Annotated in this window: 13 protein-coding genes; 3 read left to right on the top strand and 10 right to left on the bottom strand. The window is 42.3% G+C overall.

The annotated features are described in order from the left end of the window. Positions 1–5,364 carry a PKD domain-containing protein gene (locus tag A1QO_RS17490; protein WP_017040987.1) on the bottom strand — a complete coding sequence of 1,788 codons (5,364 nt, stop codon included), beginning with the start codon at positions 5,362–5,364 and terminating at the stop codon, positions 1–3. 57 nt (positions 5,365–5,421) lie between these two features. Here A1QO_RS17490 and A1QO_RS17485 point away from each other — a divergent pair, with 57 nt between their 5' ends. Both A1QO_RS17485 and A1QO_RS17480 read left to right on the top strand, forming a co-directional pair. Next, on the top strand, positions 5,422–5,646 hold the full coding sequence (locus tag A1QO_RS17485) for a hypothetical protein (RefSeq protein ID WP_017040361.1): 225 nt from the start codon (positions 5,422–5,424) through the stop codon (positions 5,644–5,646). Positions 5,647–5,698: 52 nt separating this feature from the next. Beyond that, entirely contained in the window at positions 5,699–7,684 is a 1,986-nt protein-coding gene (locus A1QO_RS17480; protein WP_026027032.1) for an immunoglobulin-like domain-containing protein, read from the top strand. A gap of 160 nt (positions 7,685–7,844) precedes the next feature. Here the strand turns inward: A1QO_RS17480 and A1QO_RS17475 are convergent, their stop codons facing one another. The 6 genes from A1QO_RS17475 to A1QO_RS17450 all read right to left on the bottom strand — a co-directional run bounded on the left by A1QO_RS17475 (position 7,845) and on the right by A1QO_RS17450 (position 18,280). Next, complete coding sequence (locus A1QO_RS17475) at positions 7,845–8,633, bottom strand: NPP1 family protein (protein WP_017040359.1); 789 nt, start codon at positions 8,631–8,633, stop codon at positions 7,845–7,847. A 204-nt stretch (positions 8,634–8,837) separates the two neighbouring features. Next, on the bottom strand, positions 8,838–10,379 hold the full coding sequence (locus tag A1QO_RS17470; protein WP_017040358.1) for an RHS repeat-associated core domain-containing protein: 1,542 nt from the start codon (positions 10,377–10,379) through the stop codon (positions 8,838–8,840). Positions 10,380–10,401: 22 nt separating this feature from the next. Next, positions 10,402–14,193: an RHS repeat protein gene (locus A1QO_RS17465; RefSeq protein ID WP_017040985.1), complete on the bottom strand. Its 3,792-nt coding sequence runs from the start codon at positions 14,191–14,193 to the stop codon at positions 10,402–10,404. A 180-nt stretch (positions 14,194–14,373) separates the two neighbouring features. Further along, positions 14,374–15,543 (bottom strand): hypothetical protein, encoded by a 1,170-nt coding sequence (locus A1QO_RS17460; RefSeq protein ID WP_017040356.1) that lies wholly within the window; start codon positions 15,541–15,543, stop codon positions 14,374–14,376. Between the two features lie 74 nt (positions 15,544–15,617). Further along, a complete protein-coding gene (locus tag A1QO_RS17455; protein WP_017040355.1) occupies positions 15,618–16,067 on the bottom strand; it encodes a hypothetical protein in 450 nt (149 codons plus the stop codon). Between the two features lie 437 nt (positions 16,068–16,504). Beyond that, a complete protein-coding gene (locus A1QO_RS17450; RefSeq protein WP_017036039.1) occupies positions 16,505–18,280 on the bottom strand; it encodes a sodium:solute symporter family transporter in 1,776 nt (591 codons plus the stop codon). A 514-nt stretch (positions 18,281–18,794) separates the two neighbouring features. Here A1QO_RS17450 and A1QO_RS17445 point away from each other — a divergent pair. Next, positions 18,795–19,487: an oligogalacturonate-specific porin KdgM family protein gene (locus A1QO_RS17445; RefSeq protein WP_017036040.1), complete on the top strand. Its 693-nt coding sequence runs from the start codon at positions 18,795–18,797 to the stop codon at positions 19,485–19,487. Positions 19,488–19,982: 495 nt separating this feature from the next. Here the strand turns inward: A1QO_RS17445 and A1QO_RS17440 are convergent, their stop codons facing one another. The 3 genes from A1QO_RS17440 to A1QO_RS17430 all read right to left on the bottom strand — a co-directional run. Beyond that, positions 19,983–20,864, bottom strand: a complete 882-nt coding sequence (locus A1QO_RS17440) for an NAD(P)-dependent oxidoreductase (protein WP_017040354.1) — start codon at positions 20,862–20,864, stop codon at positions 19,983–19,985. Positions 20,865–21,362: 498 nt separating this feature from the next. Continuing rightward, entirely contained in the window at positions 21,363–22,094 is a 732-nt protein-coding gene (locus A1QO_RS17435; protein WP_017036042.1) for a 3'-5' exonuclease, read from the bottom strand. Then, the coding region (locus A1QO_RS17430) for a DUF294 nucleotidyltransferase-like domain-containing protein (protein ID WP_017040984.1) at positions 22,094–23,459 on the bottom strand (1,366 nt) is incomplete at its 5' end. The genes A1QO_RS17435 and A1QO_RS17430, both read right to left, overlap by 1 nt.

Here is a 23,459-nt window from a genome sequence, read left to right as displayed (position 1 = left end):
TTACTCCTCACGCTCAATAACGGTGGTCGACATTAGTAAATCCTTCATTAGCTGTTTGAACTGCTCAAACGAAGCGTATTCAGGGTATAAGGGTGCGAATCTTACTGACGCTTCACCCAATGTGTAAGAGATGTAGTTTTTAACAAAGGCTTGCTTAGCCTGTTCGCTGTTTGCCAAATAGAGTGATATGTCTTCTAGATCATCGAACTGTGTATCGGTTCCATCAACATCAATCAATGTGCCTTGAGTATCAAGCGCGACATTGTTAAACACTTCACCGTGTACGGAGGTGTAATCTTCGTAAGCGCGGTAACGTCCTGTTTTATCCAGTACGTCATAGGCAAAACCCACATCATTCATTTTCTCGTGACATACCCAACATTCAGTCGATGGCCCTGTCGCTTGAGTCCAGAAATCTTTGGTTGAGGTGTCGTTCACTATGTCGTCTGGGGCTGCGCCAGAAGGTATGGCCTGCTCCCAACCGAGTAATGAATGCTGAACCATTTTTCCGCGCGGAATAAGACGCGTTTGTTCATCGGTACTGTATGCCACAGCAATCGCCCCGAGACTGAGTAGCCCTTGACCACGTTCATTCGGTATTGCTGTTTCTTTGAAACCAGAATTAAAGCTGCCTTTGAATCCGTAATGGTTAGCCAGCACTTGATTGACGTACGTATTCTCGTAAGCCATCAGGTCTGAAAAACGCCCCATTTCTTCACCAAATACGGTTTCGCGAATGTACGTTGTAAACTCATCCAGCATGGCTTCACCCACATCTTCAGACATGCCCTCTCGGTCAACGACAACGCGTTCTTCGTCAAACTCTAGAGTCTGCATCATAAAGTTGGCAAATTGCTCGTAAGCTTGTGGGGTTGATAACAAGCGATCAATTTGTTGCCCTAATACGTCTGAGCGGATCAAACTGCCGTCTTTCGCGGTTGACCACAACTCTTCATCAGGCACAGAGCCGAGTACGGTATAAGAAATTACGTTCGCTAACTCATACGCATTGAGGTGATAATTGCCTTCATCATTAAGGTGCCCCCCTTCTCTTCGGTAAAGGAAGTGCGGCGACACGAGGATCTTAGCCAAACTCAGCTCAATGTCGCTGGCTGGATACAAGGCTTTATCGGTTTCAGTGAGAGGACGCTTGAACATTCTCTCAGCGGTTTCCCAGTACCAGTTTTCCAGGCAGTCAGGGTCGCCAGCCTCAAAATCTTCGACATAGGTCCACGGTTGGCCATAAGGGGCTGAGTTTTCTTTCGGCGGATTACCTGTTGTCCACCAGTTTGCAAGATAAACTTTGCCGTCATCAACCGCCATGTCACCGGCCACATAGGTTTGGCTTGGGTTCCATTCAGGGGTATTGCCGCCACTGCCACTTTTACACTGACTCAGTGCGTAAATGTCCATATTTTCTTGGACGTACACCGCCGCGTTTAGGTAGCTGTTCATTTTGTCGCTCGATAGATACCCAAACTCGCCTGCGTTGCCATAGAGCGAACCTTCTTGTTCTTTATCATCCGATGGTAATGAGGATTTATCGATCTCAACGTCGAACAAATCGTTCACTGTGTTGATGTATTCAGACTGTCCGAGCAAGCGTAAGTGACGACTGCCGTAGACTTCTGCACTATCAACAATGTTGGGTAACGCATCTCCCCAAAGGTCGTCTTCAAGATAACGGGCCAATGTTTCTTGGCATGTGGAATCACAGGTGACTCCTGGCATGTCTGTCATCGCTGCAATTTTATCGGCAATAATATTCGGGTTGTCGTAATAGTTTTCAATCAGACCTGTTGATGGGCCTTCAGAGAGATCAGGGGCGAAGTTGCCTCCGTTGTGACACCCTGAACATTCCCCTTCCATAACGGCATTAAAGTAGTCTTCATCGTTGTCATATTCGGTGTACGTCCAGTTCAGTGCCGCACCTGAAGCCGACAAATTGACGTCTTGCTGTTTTGGCGAAGGAATGGCCGTTCCGGTGTATGGGAAATCAACCGTATATTGACCAACGTTCATCTCGGCTGTGGTGGCTTCTCCCCATTCTGAATCGATGTATACCGTGCCCCCTTCTGCTGCCTCCATTTCTAACAAAATGGTCGGCGCTGAATTACTTGGCGCATCAGGTGCATTGACTGTCACTGTGCCGAGCGGTTTTTCGTCACCGGAATCATCTTCATAACTCCAACTTACTTCACCGAGAGGCTGCTGTTGATTCACGGTAATCTGGTAAACAGATTCGGTGGGCTCTAACCCTTCATGTGTTGGAATAGATAGGGTGTAATCACCGTATTCCAGGTGATCAATGGTGTAACCTCCTGAAGATAGCGACATGTATAAGCGTCTTGCTACGCCGTTGCTGTCGGTCAATGTGGCTTCAACTAAACTTTCGTCTTCTGCAAGGTCACCTTTTGTCGGTGAAAGCTCAATTCGGCCTTCTGACGTTGGGTTGTATTGCAAACGATATAGCGTATTACCAGCATCGTCAGACACGAGCAAGCTGTTGTCTGGCATGACTAACATTTCGACTGGCTTACCTGAAATGCCCTCAGGTTGTTTCCATCCGGTGATCAATGAGCGATCAAAGATAGGTTTCCCTTCAGAATCCAATGTCATAATACGCAGTTCATAACCGGCTCTTTTTCCATCGCCTGGGCCATGTGTTGCGTACACAAACGAGCTTTGTCCGTTCGTTGGCGTGGTCCCATCTGGCTGCCAGAATGTCAACCCTAATGGTGCCGAGCCGGCTTCCAGTTCAAATTCTGGTGCTTGGAAATTGGCAGGATCAATGTCTTTGATTAGGATGCCTGAGTAAATCGCCCCTGGTGGCAGATAATCATAACCACCGGTATAGACGGACGTTCCATTTTCTTGCTCTTGGGTAATGGACAGGGTGTCCTCACCTGAGACATAAGGGAAGCCAAAATGTGGCATCTCTTTATCTGCTAACTGGGCTGCGGATATTTTGTTGATTTCACCTGGGAAATAGGTGTTGTGTCCATCGGTATTTTGAGGGTTATTGTCGGTAAACCATAAGTCGCCCAATCTTGGATCCCAGTCAAACCCGACGGTATTTCGGATTCCATCGGCTATTTGATCAACATTGAGGGTCTCTAAGTCGACCGCCAGTATTGAGCCGTATTTGACCTCTTCGTCGATCACACAAATATTGCACGGAGAGCCAATAGAAATGTATAAGTTCTCGTCGCTACTATCGAATGAGTTGAACTTGAGCGTATGCTTTTGGTGCCAGTATAAGCCCACGGGTTCGAGGGGGAAGTTGTCGTCACCTGCTGGCAAATCAATCAGCTTTTCAGGCTCTGACGGTTTGCCTAAATTGGAGGCGACGTCTTTGACACGATACAGTTCAGCCGCCGTAGCGAAATAAAGGTCTCCGTTTTTGAACGCCACACCGTGTGGTTCAACTAAACCACTGGCGACAATAACTGGATCCCCAGCTAAACCGGTACGATAATCGTAAGGAATAGCGTAAATTTTGTTGCCTCTTGCACCATTCTCTTCGGATATAGCCGATGACCCAACGTATAAATAGCCGTCACCCCAGGTCATTTGACGCGCCTGAAATACGCCATCAATGATAGTGCTGACTTCGACGCCATCAATGGTCGAGAGTTTTTCTAAGTCAACACTTGGTTTAACGCGAAATGCCAGTGTCATTGGGCTTTCGTCTGTCACCGCTATGACTCGCGGTACGTTTATTGGTTGGTAGTCATCTTCAAATTCAATCCAAACTTGGTACTCATCTGGCGCTAAATCTACAATTTGTTGGTCACCCTGAGCTGTCATCTCAAAGCGTTGACTCGCTCCAGTTGTTAGAGAGGTTAGAACGACCTCGTAGGTAGAAGCACTCGGAATGCCGAGGTCACCTTGGTCCATCTCGATGACAATAGAGCCGGGCTCTTGTTGCTCAAGCTCTGCAAGTGCATAAACTTGAACGGTATCCTTTGATGTTGTTTCGCCATCGCTCACTGTTAGCTCAAACGAATAATGAGATTCTTGTGTTAGACCCGGGATAGAGAAGGTCGCCACCGCTGAATTTGCATTGTTCAGTGACACTTCATCACCAGATAGCTGACGCCACTGGTAAGTGAGTTCGTCACCCTCTGCATCTTGTGAACCCGCGCCATCAAGGCGCACGTTAGAAGCTGGAGACTGAACTTCTTGATCGGTTCCTGCATCCGCAGTCGGTGGCGTATTTTCTATCACCTTAGCCAAACCAGTCACCGTGATCTGATCTTGTGATGAGACTTCACCGTCATCAACGATCAATTGGAAACCATACTCGGTATCTTTTTCCAGTTCTGGCAGAGCAAATGTTGCGATCGCTTGTGTTGGGTTCTGCAGCGTCACTGAAGGGCCGGACACTTGCTGCCAGTGGTAACTCAGATCATCACCGTCTTCATCTTGCGAACCAGAGCCATCAAGACTTACCGAAGAACGCGGAGATTGAACGCTTAGGTCAACGCCTGCACTTGCTATAGGCGGCGTATTCTCTACCACCACAGCCAATCCTGTGATCGTTACCTGATCTTTAGACGAGACATCACCATCATCAACGGTCAGTTGGAAGGTATAGTTGGTATCCTTGGTCAGTTCAGGCATTTCAAATGTTGCTTGGGCTTGCTGTGAATTCTTCAGCGTCACCGTTGGGCCAGACACTTGCTGCCAGCGATAGATGAGTGGGTCGCCATCCGCATCTTGTGAACCAGAACCATCAAGACTTACCGCGGAACGCGGAGATTGGACGCTTAAATTAGCGCCTGCATTGGCTGTGGGTGGGGTATTCTCGACCGCCATCGCTAACCCGGTGACTTTGACTAGATCGAGAGAGGAGGTCTGACCATCATCGACAACCAATTGGAAGGTATACTGGGTATCCTTTGTTAATTCAGGTAATGCAAATGATGCTACTGATTTATTCGCATTACTGAGAGACACTGTTGGTCCAGACACTTGAGTCCAGACATAACTGAGTGTGTCACCATCGGGATCCGATGAGTTTGAACCGTCGATACGAATCGAACTTTTCGGTGACTGAACATTAAGATCTCGACCTGCATTAGCGATCGGAGCCTGGTTGCCTTGCTCTGTCCCACACTCGTTAGAGTCTGGAATAGGCAGCCAGGGATCATTCCCCCATCCTGCTTGATTAGAGCTCAACGCTCCTTGCGGATTCGGCTCGTTATACGACCCAGCCCACCATTTTGATTTAAATAACATTTGCTCATGACACACCTGAACACCACCTGAGTAACTTTTCTTTTCCCACTCAGGTGCGGCGGTGGCCAATGTGGAATACGTACCTGCTATCAGTACACATATTGGAACAATTCGCTTCACTTAGACTACTCCATTGCTTGATTGCCGTTGTTTGGCTCACTTATTAATGGATGGATTATGAGAGAGAGTGACTTGCTTCTGAATGAAACGACTCGTTTCATTGGTTGTTGGCCTTTCTTAACTCAACATAACTTGGCTTTTGAAATCAGCTTGTTTGTTGGGCATATACACGGACCTTATCGATCGCAGCTGTCTATTCAGTCAATGATTTCCATTCTGGTTTCAGGCAAATATTCCGTTACACAAACCTTATCTAATGAGTTTTATTACCTTGAAAGATAAGCCGTGAGTAGAAATCTACAGCCGCTTATTTGGTTAAATCAGGAGAATTTACATGTTCAATATCAAGTCATTACCTATGGCAATTTGTCTGGGTTTAGCGGCGCTATCGGGTTCAGCCGCGTCTGCTTCAGCCATGGCCGGTGAAATGGTCAACCCAGATGGTAACGTTGTTGTAGGGTACTGGCACAACTGGTGCGATGGTGCCGGATACAAAGGAGGCAATTCACCATGCATGTCACTGGATGACATTAACCCTATGTACAATGTCGTCGACATTTCTTTTATGAAGGTATACGACACAGCAGAAGGCCGGATCCCCACGTTTAAATTAGACCCAACGGTTGGATTGTCTGAACAAGAATTTATCAACCAGATCGAGCAACTCAATCAGCAAGGCCGTTCGGTGTTGCTTGCGTTAGGCGGTGCTGATGCCCACGTTGAGCTACAAAAAGGCGATGAACAAGCGTTTGCAGAAGAAATCATTCGTCTCACAGAGCAATACGGCTTTGATGGACTGGATATCGACCTTGAACAAGCCGCTGTGACTGCCGCAGACAACCAAATCGTGATTCCTGCTGCGCTTAAAATGGTCAAGGACCACTATGCTGCCGAGGGTAAGAACTTTTTAATTACGATGGCACCCGAGTTCCCATACCTGACACAAGGTGGGAAATACGTTCCTTATATTGATAATCTCGCCGGCTACTACGACTGGATCAACCCGCAATTTTACAATCAGGGCGGTGATGGGATCTGGGTAGATAGTGTTGGTTGGATTGCACAGAATAATGACGCACTCAAGCAAGAGTTTATTTACTACATTGCCGATTCGTTATCGAACGGAACGCGTGGCTTTCATCAGATCCCGCACAACAAATTGGTGTTTGGGATTCCTGCCAACAATGATGCAGCGGCAACGGGTTATGTACAAAACCCACAGGATCTTTACGATGCGTTTGAACAGCTCAATCAACAAGGTCAACCACTGCGCGGCGTAATGACCTGGTCTGTGAACTGGGACATGGGCACCGATGCTGGCGGTCGCGCTTACAATGAGCAATTTATTCGTGACTATGGGCCTTATATTCATGGTCAAACACCACCACCAATCACTAGCAATGAACCTGTTCTAAAAGGCATTGATGACGCTCGTGTCGCGCATCAATCGTATTTTGACCCGATGTCTGATGTGACCGCGATGGACGATGAAGATGGTGATCTAACCCACCACATCACCGTTGAAGGCCAAGTTAATACTTCAAGTGTGGGCACTTATGCGCTGACTTATTTGGTTGAAGACAGTGATGGCAACCAGACATCGAAAGTGCGTTCGGTTGACGTGTACAGCTCTAAGCCTATCTTCAAGGGCGTCAGTGATACCAGTATTCAGTTCGGTAGTGAGTTTGACTCGTTAGCTGGAGTGAGCGCCTCTGATGAAGAAGATGGCGATCTCACCACTAGGATTGAAATCTATGGAGACGTAGAAACAAACCGTTTGGGTTCGCAGACGCTGCTATACAGTGTTACAGACAGCGCAAATCAATCCACTACGGTAGAGCGTACTATACGCGTAGTCGATGAAAGCAGCTGCGCTGCTCCGTGGCAAACCAATAATGTTTATGAAGGCGGTGACCGTGTTTTACACGATGGCACAGTGTATGAGGCGGCATGGTGGACACGCGGTGAACAACCGGGAAGCACAGGACAATGGGGCGTTTGGCGCGAAGTGACTGACGCAGGTTGTGATGACACCAATAATGGTGACAATGGCGCCGGTGATGACAATAACAATGGTGATAACAATAACAGCGGTGACACGGATAACGGCATCGATACGGGTAATGAAAATGGTGACAGTAATGGTGGCAACGGCAATACAGACAACGTCACCGAATGGATTCCTGGTCAAACACAAGCAAGCAATGGCGATATGGTTAGTTACCAAGGCTCTTGTTTTGTCGCGAAAAACAACCCAGGAGTTTGGGAAACGCCAACTCAAAGTGCAACCTGGTTTTGGGATGAAGTGTCTTGCCCATAATCTTACTCGCCTTATTACCTAACAAACGTTAATTTCAAACTGCATACTTGTTAGCTAACGCACAAGAGGCAATACACAAGAGGCAACACACAAGAGGCAACAGCATTCTGTTGCCTCTTTATTTCTTCCTCTTATTTTTCGCTTTGTCCGTTTAATGAGTTTATCTTGAGGCTTCAATACTGGCCTGAGTAAACGCAGGATAACCAGAAGGCCGAGCATTATTCACATTGACTCGGAAATTGCTGTCTTTCAGCGGAATAGTCGCAGATCCATAGTTGAAGCTGTTGAGCTTGTTTCTCATTGATTGATTAGATATTCCCTCTCCCGTTAACTGATACCAGCTGGTGATCGTTGGTGTTACCCAATAGCGATAATGGTTTTCAGCAAGTTCTATAGACTTTGCGAATCGGAAGGCGTGTGTCAAAGCACCCTCTTTGTGATAGACGAACTTAATGTGATCGCCCTGCATAGGCAACTGCCCAAGTGGTTTCGTTTTTAGCTTACCGTGCGCGCTGTAACTGCCATGGGTGATGGCTCCATTTTTAGTCCAAACGGCAACATGTTCCCAATCGTGGCGGTGACCAATCCTATCAAACCGACGTAGCGCCTGATCTTTCTCGAAATATAAAGCATAAAAGTGCCCGCAATAAGTGCTTCCTTGTCTATCAATGCAGGCATAACGATGTAATGTATTAGACATTTTCAGAAAGCCTGCATCTCGACAATTTTCGTTGAGTTCCCCGGAGTTATCTAACCCTGAGTTTTTCTTTCCTCTTCGACTTATCCCTGCGACCGGATAACAGCCGTCTACATCAAAATCGAATACAGGCTCTTGACCCTTAATCTTGATATCTGAAGGTAGGGCTTCATCCAGCCTAGGGAATTCTTCAGCATTCACGCCAAAGGCCACTGACGTTATAGCTAGAATACCTATCGTAGTATATCTCATTGGCTTTCCTATATTTAAAATGATAAATTTTACAATAAGAATACAAAGATAAAATAACTTACCAGGAGATACTAGAAATCAGAGTGTTTAATAATTTAATTTTTCATTACCTATCAGGTTATAAAAATAACTTGATCTTTAAACATATTAAAACCATCTATTATTATTTTTTTATTTATTAGATAATATAATGCAATTGTCTTTTTATTCATCTCTCCCATAAAATGCTTCTTCATGTAAAGGAAGGTGAGCGTTAAGAGCCCAGCTGCCCTTATAACCTATACGTACCGTTCTCAGCCCTTCTTTTAAAAACTCTCGCTTTGTTGTTTTATTCGCCAATTGCTTACGATTCAGGCTAGCCATGGTGCCATGATTAAATACGGTCATCGTCATCGACGCCTTATTCATTGTTGAATCTTGGCCGTAGTAACCGGCTACGGCTAAGTTAGTTGCTGCGCTTTCCAAGGCATTAACGCCTATCGTACTATACCGCTCGACGGTATTAGATAAACTTTGCTTTTTATTGCCATTTGATTTGGGCTTAACCCTATACGTGTAGCTCGTTTTCATCGATTCAAGATTATATTTCCCTCCTGATTTCGCTACTTTTAAACTGGCTAGTGGAGAACTCGCCAGAACCAGGGTATCCGCGATAGCCCCTAGCCAAAGAGCAGCTTGGGTTAGCTTAGATGCCGTTAAACTGTTGGATGAACCGATCGCACCACCAGTTGCCGATACAATTTGTGAAGCCACTCCTAAAGACCCCGCAGCACGACCAAGCTGCCCAGCAACCTTAACAGCGGTTGTTGCGGTCGATTTAATTGGAAGCAGAGCAACGGTGAAAAAAAATGCCGCGGCAAAAATATTGTAAGTAATATCTTCAGCCAGTTGAGCGGTTTCATCACTTGCACCTGAAGCCAGTGCAATTGCGCCAGCACTCGCCCTAAAACCCTCGGCTAAGCCTGAGGCTAGCCCAGTATAGATGATTGCCTTAGTCGCAATGGTTGTAAACGAACCCACACTGGCTGCAGTGGCACCTGTCGCACCTGCTAAGTAACTGGCAGACGCAGCATACGCACCGGCAACACTGCCTACGTAAGACACTGCGCCTGTTACCGCACCTGCTGTCGCAGAAATCGCTGAACCCACCGACGCTATTACTGAAGAAATGAACGCTATGATAGCGGCGATAACGCCGTGCCCCGATGGATCAGTGATTCCGATGGGATTATTCATCGCAAAAGCATAGCCATTCCCCCCACCAACTCCGAACGGCGAAGCATTACGATCATATTGGCAAAATCGCCGTAACACCGGATTGTACCAGCGATACCCTTGGCCCATTGGATACAACCCCGTAGATGGATCCATGCGTTCCCCATGAAAACCCAGCATATTCCTTTGCAAAATTTTTGATTCGAATAACATCGTTTGGGGGCTCGCTAGAGCGCTACTACCGGGCATAGGAAGAAGAGAACCACACATTAAAAGAAGGCTATTGTGCAAGAAATCTCTTCGTGATATTTCTGAAGGTCGGCTGTCCAAATTCTTGATGTCGGTAACAATCCATTTATCCTGTTCAGAGCGAGTGATGATCGCATCCTTCTGTTGCTTATACTTTTTAAGTGGTTGGCCATGCCGATCGACCAGACCATGGTCATTATTCGACGTCCTGACTCTATTCTTATCCGCTATTTTAGGCGTGAGAATTTGTCGGAAAAGAGTATTTAGGTTATCTTCCATCATGTTATTACCCTCTATATAAAAACTAATTGATAGTTTTATAGCCAAATGGCATGTAAATATAGTTTTTGTCTTCATTTTCCCCGAAACTAATTTCTGAAAGTACGCTACCATTTTTATCGAGTGCTAAAAATTGATGAAGCATAGAATTCTTTTCATTGTATAAACGGAGTATGGGTTTATTTAAATATCGAAGGTAACTAGTGCTTCCTTCTTGACTGATTTCATTAATAAGTTGATCTCCTCGATATAGATATGAGATTACACTCCCATCACCTTTTTTACTGATTAGTTGCCCTTCTGCATTATAAGAATAGTCTGATATAATTTCATCTAATTCATCTTTCACTGATACTAGATGATCATCGTCGTCATAAATATAAGAGCGATTCTGTTCATCTACTATGATGTTTCCTCGATCATCATATTCAACACTGACTGTATTAATCTCTGGGTGACTGTGTTCTATTCTACTTAATTGCGTAGGATCGGCCAAATTATCGTAGTGGTAGGTTTCTATATCTTCACTGTCATCATTAAAAATAGAGACAACAGTACTGATATTTTCAAGGCTGTCATAGGTGAAAGTTTGACTCTCGATTTCAAACTCATTGATGTTATTAGGACGTTCTGGCCCGGAAACACTATAGCGTAAGAGGCGACTTTTTTCGTCGTAGCCAAATTCTTCTTTCTGTAAAATCACGCCTTCTTTTGATTTTTCTTTCGAGATTATTCTATCCGCTAGATCAAATTCTGTTTTTAAGGAAAATAGGATATTTCCTGATTTTGTTATTATTCTATTTATTTCTCTAGTAAAACAATCCCAATAGATATGGTGATCCACTCGATTATTTATTATTTCATCTGAGTCATAACAAGACTGAGTGATCAATCTATTATATTGATCGTATTCAAACCTAGTTACATAAATTATATTTTGACTATGTTTTTCTATTTCAATAAGGTTTTTTTTACAATCATAAGTGTAGCTCTCGATATTACCCAGGTAATCGGTATACGACAGTAAAACACCTAGAATAGAATACTTATATATTGATTCATAATACACACCATTCACTGTTCTGACTTCTTTTGTAAGTCTCCCTTGGTGGTCATATTCGTAGATGTTTCTACTATTTTCATTCTCACTTGAAATGAGTTTACCTGTCACAGAGTCATACTCAAATTTTAGATGACTCAAGTTTGTGGATGCACTGGTATTTTTTTTCAGCAATGGATCATAATCAAATGACCATGTAGGCTGTTGTGAGGAGGATTGCTTGCTAGGGCTTGTTTGGTTATCACGATACGAATAAGACGTTATTACTTCTCCCTGAGTTTCCGCAACAATCCTTTGTAGCCCATCATAAGTTCGCTCTCCGACCACTCTACCCGCTACACGTATTTTAGTAATGAGTGGATCGGCCGAGTTAGGCGCGTATTCTAGTGACTTAACCGTATTGGTGGGATCCGTTACAGTCAAGCTTCGCCCTAAATAATCGTAAGAATAATAGGAAGAATGCCCTAAAGGATCGGTTGCTTTGACGGTTTGGCCGTGACTATCGTAGAATCGTTGGCTACTCGAATCGAATTGGCCGTCAGAGGTAAACCTCGATTCATTAACCGGTTTACCGTTGATATCATATTGAATAATATCGTAAGACAGACCTTCAATTCCCGTTTTTGTCGTCAGTTTTACAGGATCGAATTTACTGAGTAATACATTTCCATTAGGCATTACCGTGTGATCCAGTTCCCCAAATATATTGTAATAATATCGCGTGGTATATTCTATTGGATCGCTGTCATACCAATCACGCTCAATTGAATATAAGACGCGACTTTCTGCATCATAATGAGTTTCGCCAATTATACGGAAAATGCCTGATTCATCCTCGGATAAATGATAAACCTCTCGCCCCATACCGTCGTAAATGAATTTTTGGTGGTGCCCTTGGGAACCGGTGATCAAGAGACTATTGCTACCTTGCGTATAATCGTAATCAAACTTTTTATTGGCGTAGCGGTCTGTTTCTGGAGCGACCTCTATTACCGTGTATTGCCCACTTTCATTGTAGGTATAACGTGTGACTAGACCTTCATGATCAACCTTACTGATTAGGTTTCCGGAATAAATGTCTTGTGTTTCCATCCGTGTAGCTGTTGTTCCGTCGAACCCTTCCATAGTAACGTAAGATATCCGTTCATTATTTATAAATTTATACTCAAAAGTTATTGATCCACAAGAGTTTCCATTCAGTGACACCATTATGTTTGACACGAGCCCACATGAACCAGGAACAGACGGATCTTGAAAGTACGTACTTGCAGTTGTTTCCCCATAAGAGGTACGTACATCAGTTTCAACTATACAGTCGGTATCATTCAGGCATGTAATCAAGGCATATCGATACCGTTTCCAAATGCTCTGTTCACCGTAGTGAGTGTTAAGCGGTTGAGTTTCTGTTTTTTTTAAGTAACAGATAAAACCATAAGGGTGTGGTGGACAGTCACTATTTTCCCCATCAGCAGAGTAATAGTCTAGTACGGTCTCGGTCCCATCTTTGTCACGCTCAAAAATACAGTTCCCGTAATCGTCAAAATTATATTCCAATGTCTCAGTACGTTGCTCTTCGTTAAGGTAATACGTGGTCGTCTCTTTTTTTATATAGGAATAGTTATCGGGTTGATCCTCGATACTTTTGTTAAGGTCGGCGAAATACTCGAGGTCGACTTCTTTATAAAGTTCGCTATCTCTAGTATAAATTTCCGACTCAATAAAATGGTATTTATTATATGTTCTTTCAATTAACAGGGAGCCATTAACGGTTTCCTTACTAGAGTACTTATAATCTGATTCAGTTTTGAAAAGCAAGTCAACGCCATTTTCCCATCTTAAATTACTTCCTCGACCAAGATAGTTATTAAGAGAGTACTCATATTGACTCAATATATAAGGTTGATTTAATCCAGGATAAAGAAAGTGCCTCTTAACGGAAGGAACAGAACTTATGTCTTCATTTCCTTCAGGAAGAAGATGCCCTTCATAGTCGTAGTCTATCGCCTCAATAAGCCCTGAGTGGTGTTCAACTCTTCTAATAATATAATTATCTAACTCATCAATATATTGATACTCAACCTTAGTATCTAGATCACTATTATTAACCATAGACATACTATTGAGTAATACACCATTGCCATGTGATATCTTACTCAGTAAGTAAGATCTAGAATATCCACTACTTGCATTTTTACTACTTATAATTGAGTAATACCTATGGCTCCAATGATCAATTGAAATAGAGTGCTCATTGCAATCAATTACTTTATGCAAAGCACTGCGCCCATTAAAATACTGGTAAGAGAAACATATTTCATGCCCTAAGTTTGAAACTTTTTTAATTAAATTACCAGAATCATAGTCAATATACTCTATTTCTCCACTTTTATAGACCACTTTTATCGTGGCGTCATTATCTACTAGGTATGCTCTAACATCTTTTGTTTTACGATGTGGCATAAAAAATTCATTGGAATTATTACCAAGTATAATTTCAAAGCTTCTTCCAGATCCTAAAGTAAGCCTTCGATTTATCTTATCATAGCCAGACATACTTAATGACCAGCCTAAGCCAAACCCTTCGTCATTGTGATTAAGACAATTATGACTGATGGTTAGTTGAAAATTTGGCCCCGAAAGTTGATTTGAAAGTAATTCCCCTAGAGTGAAGCTAATAGAGTAACTTCCTGTGCGAGGATCTACGCCAGAATTAATAAATTCTGAAAAATTAAATGCATTACTGACTATATCACTCATCGATAATCCCTCATGAATAACTTATCTTATAATAAATTTAATTACATAATAAATAAAAATTTTAACGGCTATATTTTATAAAAAAATCTATTATCCCACATTCATTAAATGTGAAATTAAATACTAAAATTTTAATAGATTGTGGGCGGATAATTAATATTTCACACCTAAATACCAAGTCTAAATTATACTTCCAATGAGTATACGGTGTTCCGTACCCCACCTGTCGACAATAACTAATTCTGGATTACGATTTTTAATTTCTTCCAATAGTGCTTCAGATATATCTTTTGAACAAGTCTCTGAATTGGAACTTATATAACCCCGTTCTGGAGGAAAATAACACCCATTATATGAAGATTTGTACACACCTCCATTTTCAACCCATATTGTGTCGTAAGTTGACCCTTGTTTGTTATAGGGAATAGATAAAACATTAAGAATATGAGTTGAACCACTGGCTAACGAATTGATTTCGGTAGTAACCGAATTAAGATCAATTTCGAGTAATCGCCCCAAAGTTAAGTAATTAAAATATTTCAATCCAGGCATAGATAAATGATATGTCTTGTTATCACTCCAATATACCGACGTATCCGCTCCAGCGAATGTCACTTGAGTACCATTATATATTAACAGTTGACTATCTTCTGGCGAGTTATCGATATAGACTGAATGGATAGCACCTTCTAAACGAGCAGGGCCCACTAGTGCTTTTACGTGGGTAAAATGCCGTAGATCGTTTTTTTCTTCTATATCGTCTTCGTCTATAATGTTGGTGGATGAAAACTGGTTCCTAGGAATAATATTAGGTGCAATTGCATTCACCGTAATAGAAGGCTCACTGTATTTACAACTTGTCTCGATGTATCCGCTTTTCAGCGTAACTTCAGCACATATATCAGCTGTATGAATAATATCAGTAGATAAATATAAATTCTGATTATATTCGTAAGTAGAAGGAATATTAGAATTTGAACGAATACGATATGATTGATTCATATAGCTTGGTCCAAATGGATTCCCTTGCGTCGTTTTTAAAAATTCATTAGGCCGAGCATACTTTCCCTGACTGATATAATACTCGTCTGTTTCTCCCAACGGTGATCGGTATAGCCAGCCTAGATCCTGAATATCAGTTTCATCTTGTTCACGGATTAATTTAATCCAATCAACTTCTTCTCCTTCTTCAAGTTCAACGTTTACAAATATTTCTATCTGATTTTTTCCATTGGAAAATATTTGGCCCTGGTCGGAACCAGATAGACTGATGGCAATTTCTTTCACTGGATACTCTGAAGAAAACGCCAAAGAAGGTAATAATATAGCTAATAAAATTAGAGATTTCATAGAGGAACCTTATGGTTATGGTGCCTATAACTGAATCAGTTTTAGGCACTGATAAAGCAATTAATCGATAGGGACTAGTTTGCTTCTGGAACCACTATGCGGACAGAAGACACTTTACCGTTTAGTCCATTATCTTCGGAATAATAGACATTGACCGTCTCATCGATGTAGGATTGTTCAAAATTCCCAATAATATAGCTATCGAAAATATCTTCATTTACTGTAATAACGAGATAGTCATCATCACTTGAAAGCTTAGGATCATCATAAATCTTTATAACGGTTCCTTCCGGAACATCTCTGAGAGTTAAAGATTTGGCTTCGTCATTATCACAATCGTAATCATCTTTTTTAAAATTGATCGTTACAACATCACCAGGAAGAACAACTAAATTACAAACTGTGCTTTGCGTTGCTTGGGTCCCTTCATGAAACTCAAATTCAGGCACCATCGTCGCATTAGCACGAAATGTAAATATAGTTAAACACGTAAGAAACATTGCTAGCTTGTGGTTATATTTCATATTTATTACCTTTATGTTACGTTAAAGTGGATAACTCAGATTTCTGAGTTAAAACAACGTTACAATCGACAGGTATGAATGTACATGCAGTGCATTCTATTTTATAACGATATTTAATTCTTTATTTTTATAGAATTACCAAGATGAAACACCAGAGAAATGTTTAATTAACAATTAAAAAACCATAAAATCGACTTTACATGAAACTTTACTCTTAACTTAATATTTCTAAACACTGCGTTTAACTAAGTTTATGTCTAATATTTATGTGGACATCTCGGTGTTTGTATTAAGTAAAGTCAGTTTTATATGCTGGGGCGAGTTCTTATAAGGGGTGTAAATAACCAAATATCAGATTATTTGCTTTCTTAGGTAATAAAAAAGCGGCCAAACATGTTGGCCGCTAGTATTAAAATGTTGCGATTAAATTGTATTAATTAGTTATTTTCTGCCCTCTGTGCCTCTACTGGTTGCTCTACTTTGTCGTCAACCGCTTTCACCAAAAGCAATCCAACCGATAGTACAATCAGGCCACACAATACGAAGACCATACGCCCCCACAATGGGTTAGGTAGCACAAACATCACCATGACACCAACACCCGCAACCGCGATAAGTGAACCAAGCATACGACGCTGTTTGTTATCAAGCTTCTTCTGTTCCGTGCTTTCAGCAACAAGTGGCGTCGCTAGATTATTAAAGAACTTGTCTACGTCTTTTTCACGATGCTCAGGAAGAGGCTTGTAGAACAATGTAGACAGAACAAAGAAGCCAGCAGTAAAGACAACATGACCGATGAGACCAATCGCTACTTTAAGATCAGACCACTCACGACCTGTTAGTTCATTAAGACCAAACCAGCCTTCAATCATGTCAGCCGTAACAACAAAGCCAACAAAGTAAGAAACGAAGCCACCCACAACTAGCGTACCCCAACCTGCCCAGTCTGGTGTTTTACGAATAAAGAAACCACAGAATGCTGGAATCGTCATTGGGAAACCAATTAACGCACCGACATACATCATGGTATCAAACAGGCTAAGACCTTTAAGCGAATTGATAAACAGAGCTACAAGGATAATGGCAAGACCAAAGAAGGTGGACGTTAGTTTTGAAACGACGACTAGCTCTTTTTCTGATGCGGCTGGGCGTAAGATCGGTTCGTAAAAGTTTTTAACAAAAATACCAGAGTTACGGTTTAGACCTGAATCCATTGAAGACATAGTCGCAGCAAACATCGCAGCGATTAACAAGCCAACCATGCCAACAGGCATATATTCTTGAACAAAATATAGGTAAGCAAAATCAGCGGCTTTACTGCCAGCTTCTGGGTATTGCGCTGCCAAGTCAACACCTTGTCCAGCTATAAACCAGCTTGGCATAAACCAAATGATTGGGCCTAACGTCATTAGAATACACGCCAAAAGTGCCGCTTTACGTGCATTGTTTGAATCTTTCGCCGCGAGGTATCGATACGAGTTCAACATGTTGTTCGTAATAGAGAACTGCTTTAAGAAGATGAATACCGCCCAAATACTAAAGATGCTTAGGTAGTTAAGGTTATCACCGGTGATGAACGAGTCTGTTGGGAAGTTAGAAACGATGTTACCCACTCCGCCGCCGTGATAAACAGCAACGATTGCACACGTTACCGTTACCGCCATGATGATAACCATCTGCATGAAATCTGACGCAATAACCGCCCATGAACCGCCTGTTACAGACATGACGAGTACAACCAGACCTGTAAGAATAATCGTGGTTGTCATATCGAAACCGAAGATACCCGATGCGATAATGGCAAGACCGTTTAACCAAATACCTGCTGAGATAACGCTGTTTGGCATACCTGACCAAGTAAATACTTGTTCGTTTACCTTACCAAAACGCATACGAATTGCTTCAATTACAGTGACAACACGCAACTGACGGAACTTCGGCGCAAAGTAAAGATAATTCATTAAATAGCCAAACGCATTGGCAATGAAAATGATGGCAACTGCAAAGCCATCGGTAAATGCTTTACCTGCAGCACCGGTGAATGTCCACGCACTAAACTGCGTCATAAAGGCGGTGGCACCGACCATCCACCAAAGCATGCTACCTCCCCCTCGGAAGTAATCACTGGTTGTACTGGTAAATGTTCTAAACATCCAACCTATCGCAATAAGAAATAGGAAATAGATGCCAACAATGAGGGTATTGAGTTCCATTTTGTAACCTTAGTGTGTCATTTCGTTATGCTAACTATAATAAGGCCCATAAATATTTGTAGTACAATAACTCAAGTTCGTGATATTGATCCCTAACGAATCCATTTTAATAATCATACAAGTGATCAAGTTCAAAGTTGTATTTTCATAAGAAAAAACCACTAACCAAGTTAAAAATGCAGATTGCCTATCGATAAATACGGGGGATTAATTAAGGTGTTATTCACTAACACTCTGCTCCGTCGCCCATTTATAATGGCTAATTGACCTTTAGTTACTTAAACATGGACAATAATACGAACATGAGAAACTGAATTCGGAAGCTTCGCAATATCATTCGAGTTTGTTTGAATTTGTTAAAGTGACTTTTTCTCAACAATCCGATCAAATTCACAGATATCTATTCAGATGCCCTGTATCATTTGTAATACATTAAGACATTAATTTAATGTCTTTTTCCTGCGTACTGTCTCCTGTTCCGAGCAGTGTTAAATATAAAGATGGAATCAATACCATGACTCAAATGAAAACCCTTGTTATCGCAATTGCCTCAGTAATGGCGGCAGGCGCTGCATCTGCGGCGTCCTTCGATGTTCGTCACGAATACAAAAACAGCTCTGAGCAACATGCGACACGTGTAAAGCTGGCCGATAACATTGGAAATTTCTTAGTTGACATAGAAGCTAAGTTCAAAGGTAAAGACGGAGAGTTCTTAAAAGATCTACAAAATAATGGCTGGGAACTAGGTTTAAACTACCGTCAAAAACTAAACGATAACTGGACACTGACATACGGTATGCCAATTGAAGGTCGTAGCTCAGGCATGACCTATAAGCCACAGCTTCGTGCTACATATTCACTAGAGAGCATTGAAGGCCTAAGCTTAAGTGCACGTTATCGTTATGATATTCGCCAAAACAACACCTCTGATAACGAACGTCGTCACCGCTTAACTGGTAATATAAACTACAGTGTTGATAACTGGCGCTTTGGTTTGGAGGCTAACTACTACAAAGCGGACGACTATATTCTGTATAAAGATAAAGAGACGAATACCGAATACAATTCTACAGTCCGTTACATCATGGGCCAATGGGCACCTTACGCTGAGTTCGGTTACGCTTCTTACACGAAAGATGACTCTTTTTCCGGTTACAACAATGACTTTGAATTACGTAGCCGTATCGGTGTGACTTATAGCTTCTAATTCCTTTAATGTCGTTCACTCTAGCTTACGAGCTTAAAGTAGAACGGACATTGAAATAAACAAACAGGACTGAACGTTGAATCGTTTGGTCCTTTTTTTGTCTGGCAACTTTGTATTGATCTCCTCGGTAATCTTTAATATCGCTCAACATGCTTGACCAGATGATCGACTAATCGACTCAACTAACGATAGGCACAACACAAAAAGAGACGGACAGCAGAGGGAAAGTTTGCAACCGGCACATCAATAACCGTCTGACATTTTTACTTGCTGACTTGTTTGTGTGCTGATTTGTTTATGCTGCTGGATGAATTAATGACTTGATGGGTTCAGATAGGACTTAAGTTTAACGAGCATGATTGTTCAGTATTAAGTGATCACAAGCAATACACCCGGCTTGGTTTCGTTACAGGCATAAAAAAAGCCTCTCCGCTAAGCCGTTACTTGTAACGTAACACTTAGCGGTAAGGCTTTATCATACCAACTTGAACGGTATTACTTCTCTAGTTTAGTGAAGTAGTCAAAGATTACCGGTACGTCATTTTGACCAAGACCCGCATCAACACCTGCCTGTAGTGCTTTAGAAGTACCTTCAGCGATCGGCGATTCAGTGCCTAAGTCAGAAACCATTTGTAGGAAGTAACCCAGGTCTTTGTTTGCATTGGCAACAGAGAAACCTAATTTCTCTTCGCCATCTACTGCGTAGAATTTCGTGAACTGCATGAATGGTGAGTTAGATGGACCAGCAGACATGATGTCGAATAATTGCTGACCGTCAACACCTGCAGCTTTAGCAACCGCAAACGCTTGAGACATAGCCGTAACCGTGGTCATGCCGATGAAGTTATTGATTAACTTAGTCGTGTGACCTGCACCTAGTGCGCCTAGGTGGAATACGTTTTCGCCTTGCTCTTCTAGAACTGGCTTAACTTTATTGAATGTTTCAATATCACCAGCAGCCATAATGTTCAACAAACCATCTTTAGCGTGTGCAGGAGTACGTCCTAAAGGAGCATCGATCATGCCTGCGCCTTTTTCAGCCAGTACTGCACCGATTTTTTGAGTGGAAGCCGGGATAGAGGTACCGAAGTCAACAAGCACGGCACCTTCTTTAATGCCTGCAAGAACACCATCTTCACCGTAAACAATCTTTTCAACAACAGCTGAAGTGGTAAGACAGAACTGCACGATATCACTCGCTGCAGCTAACTCTTTAGCCGAAGTAAATGCGGTCGCATTGCCACGATCAATAACACGAGCAACAGCTTCTGCATTAAGATCCATCACGTTTACGTGGTAACCGCGTGTTTGTAGGTTTTCAACCATGTTGCCGCCCATAAGACCAAGGCCGATGAAACCAATGACAGGTTTAGTCATGTCTAACTCCAAATATACTATTGTATGATTAATTAATATGAAGCATATACGGCTATTCGAATTTAATCAATCGTAAATTTAGCAAAGTCGTCCAGAAGTAACATTTTTTTGATCAACGTATCGTTCAACGATTTTAAAAGCGTCCTATACACGAGTGGCAATCGCCAATAGCAGACGCAATAAACTAGGCTTATAAGTAGGGGGAAGGCTCTACAACACATGTAGAGATTGATATTTCTTTGTCTATACCCAAAGCCTCTAAATGAAATGTAACTATGCCATCCAAGGGGAAATGATTCAGTTCAACATCATTAGTTAGGTGACCACTGATCGTTAAATTGATGGTTCAAAAACAACCGTTAATTTTAAAATCCTTCACTTTATCACTTATCGACATACTGCAACCCGTTGACAATTAGTATGATTTAATCATGCAACAACTTAAAAGAAACCGATAGAGGGTTGTCACTAAATACCTATGAACAACAATAGCGTTCCTTATTGGCTAAATCGATATAGCGAGGCAATAGTTACGTCTTTACGACTGACTAACCGCTTATGCTGAGCCAGAAACAATTCAGCGGTAGAGACTGCATCAGCCAATGCATTATGGCTATTGTACTCTGGCAATCCATATCGCGTTCGTGTACTCCCCAATGTTAAATCAATATTTTCATGCTGATTGATCGCTTTCTCCATGCTTTTCTCTAAGCGCAAGGTATCGAGCCAAATGAGAGGAAGATCGTGAAAGTGGTAATGGTTAATGAGGTACTGTTTCATGAAGTTCTCTTCAACGATACAGCCATGAGCCACAATGTATTTCCCTTGCGCCGCTTCAAAAAATGTCATCATCGCATCATGAATCGACACGCCAGCCGCTAACATTTGTGGGGTAATGTGGTTAATGACCGCAGTTTCAGGGTTGATCTGAGAATCATCGTTAATGTAGATATGATGCGCGGATGCGAGATCAACTCGACCTCCTGATATTTCTACCCAACCCATCGATAGAATAATATCCTTCTCACTGTTTAAACCTGTGGTTTCAATATCCAGTACAATGTATTCGCCATCTTTAGCCAGATCCTCAAACGTTGGTAAGGGCTCTTTAAGCAGTTGTTCAAGAAGCAAAGGCAGCTTCATCGTCGCCAAACAGTGCTTACGTTTTCGTTTTAATCGCTCTAGTGGGTGAAAGTAGTGTAATGGTGAAAAGTGTAATCGTGCTTTCATTAGCGATTCCCAAAGCGCACTTTAGCAGCATCTTGCAGATCTGCGATGATTCTAAATGCATCTTTCAAATGCTTTCGCTCAAAACTGCCAAAGCTATTCGGGTTGATGTTGTTATCCGGTATTTGACCATTTTTTAAAGCGTCAAGCTGGTGATTGAACCGGAAGGATAAAATGAACTGATACGCACCTAGGATATTTTTAAGGGCATCTTCACTGAGCAGCCCTTTCTCGTGGGCGGCGGCAAAACGTTCTTCGGTTGCCGACACATCGCTTTCTACCGCTAAGCCGTAAATTCGCGCTAGATCGATGATAAGGTTAATGGCGTATTTTTTTACATTCAGTGTTTTCTTATTTTCCCCCGACTTTTCCAACACGAGGCTATTGAAAATACCCAGAGGCGGATTAGTACTTATGGCATCTTTCACCAGCGTACCCAAGAACTCTCGATTATTCTTGATGTTCGAATGAAGTTCATCACGCAATACCGTTTCAAACTCTTTGTTCCCATAAATCGTGCGAATTTCTAGGAAAACGCTGATATTAAGCAAACGCTCGTATTCTGGGTTAGACACCCATTTTTTATAATAGTGCTTCCACACGTTTAACGGCTGGCACCATTTTGGTGTCGCGGCCATGTATTTACCTGGACACAATGGGTAATCACAGCTCGCGAGGCCATTTGTCACCATCTGCGCAAAATGTTGGAAATAAACCCGGTCATTGTCGGTTGCAGAATCATCAAGAACAATGGCGCTGTCTTGATCTGACAGCATGTGAACTTCGTTTCGCGCATGCGACCCAGCCACAATCCACGAAAAGTCACACGGTGGCGGCCCTAACTGGTCAATCGCGAATTGAATGAACCTTCTCGTGTAAGCATCCATGATCATGGTCATGACTTTACCCACGGTTTCAGGGGCTACTTTCCCTTCGACCAACGCTTCAAATATGGCTTGTCTTTCGGCAGTGAAACTCGCGAGCGCACTTGGTTCCGTTGCATATTTTATTTTTTCAATCAAGAAAATTGCTTGTACACGGTGATTCTGAACCAGGTGGGAAGTGGTTAATAAGCCAATCACCTTATTGTCTTTTACTACAGGTAAGTTTCGAATGTTGAACTGCATCATAACGGAAGCCGCATGAAGGACTAGGTCATCAGGCTTGATGGTCAATGGGGAATGTGTCATCACGTCAGATATTGGTCGATCTACATCCACTCGGTGAGCAATAACGCGTTTTGTCATGTCTCGATCAGTAATTAAGCCAACAATGTTATCGTTCTCATAAATGACGGCGCATGATGTGCGATGAACAATACGCATTTCATGGGCGACTTGCTGGATCGTCTGATCGGCAGTAACAACC

The organism is Vibrio genomosp. F10 str. ZF-129 (assembly GCF_000287055.2).
In the GTDB taxonomy this organism is placed as follows: domain Bacteria; phylum Pseudomonadota; class Gammaproteobacteria; order Enterobacterales; family Vibrionaceae; genus Vibrio.
The sequence above is the reverse complement of the archived record's forward strand: the minus strand, read 5'-3'. Positions and strand labels throughout refer to the sequence as shown.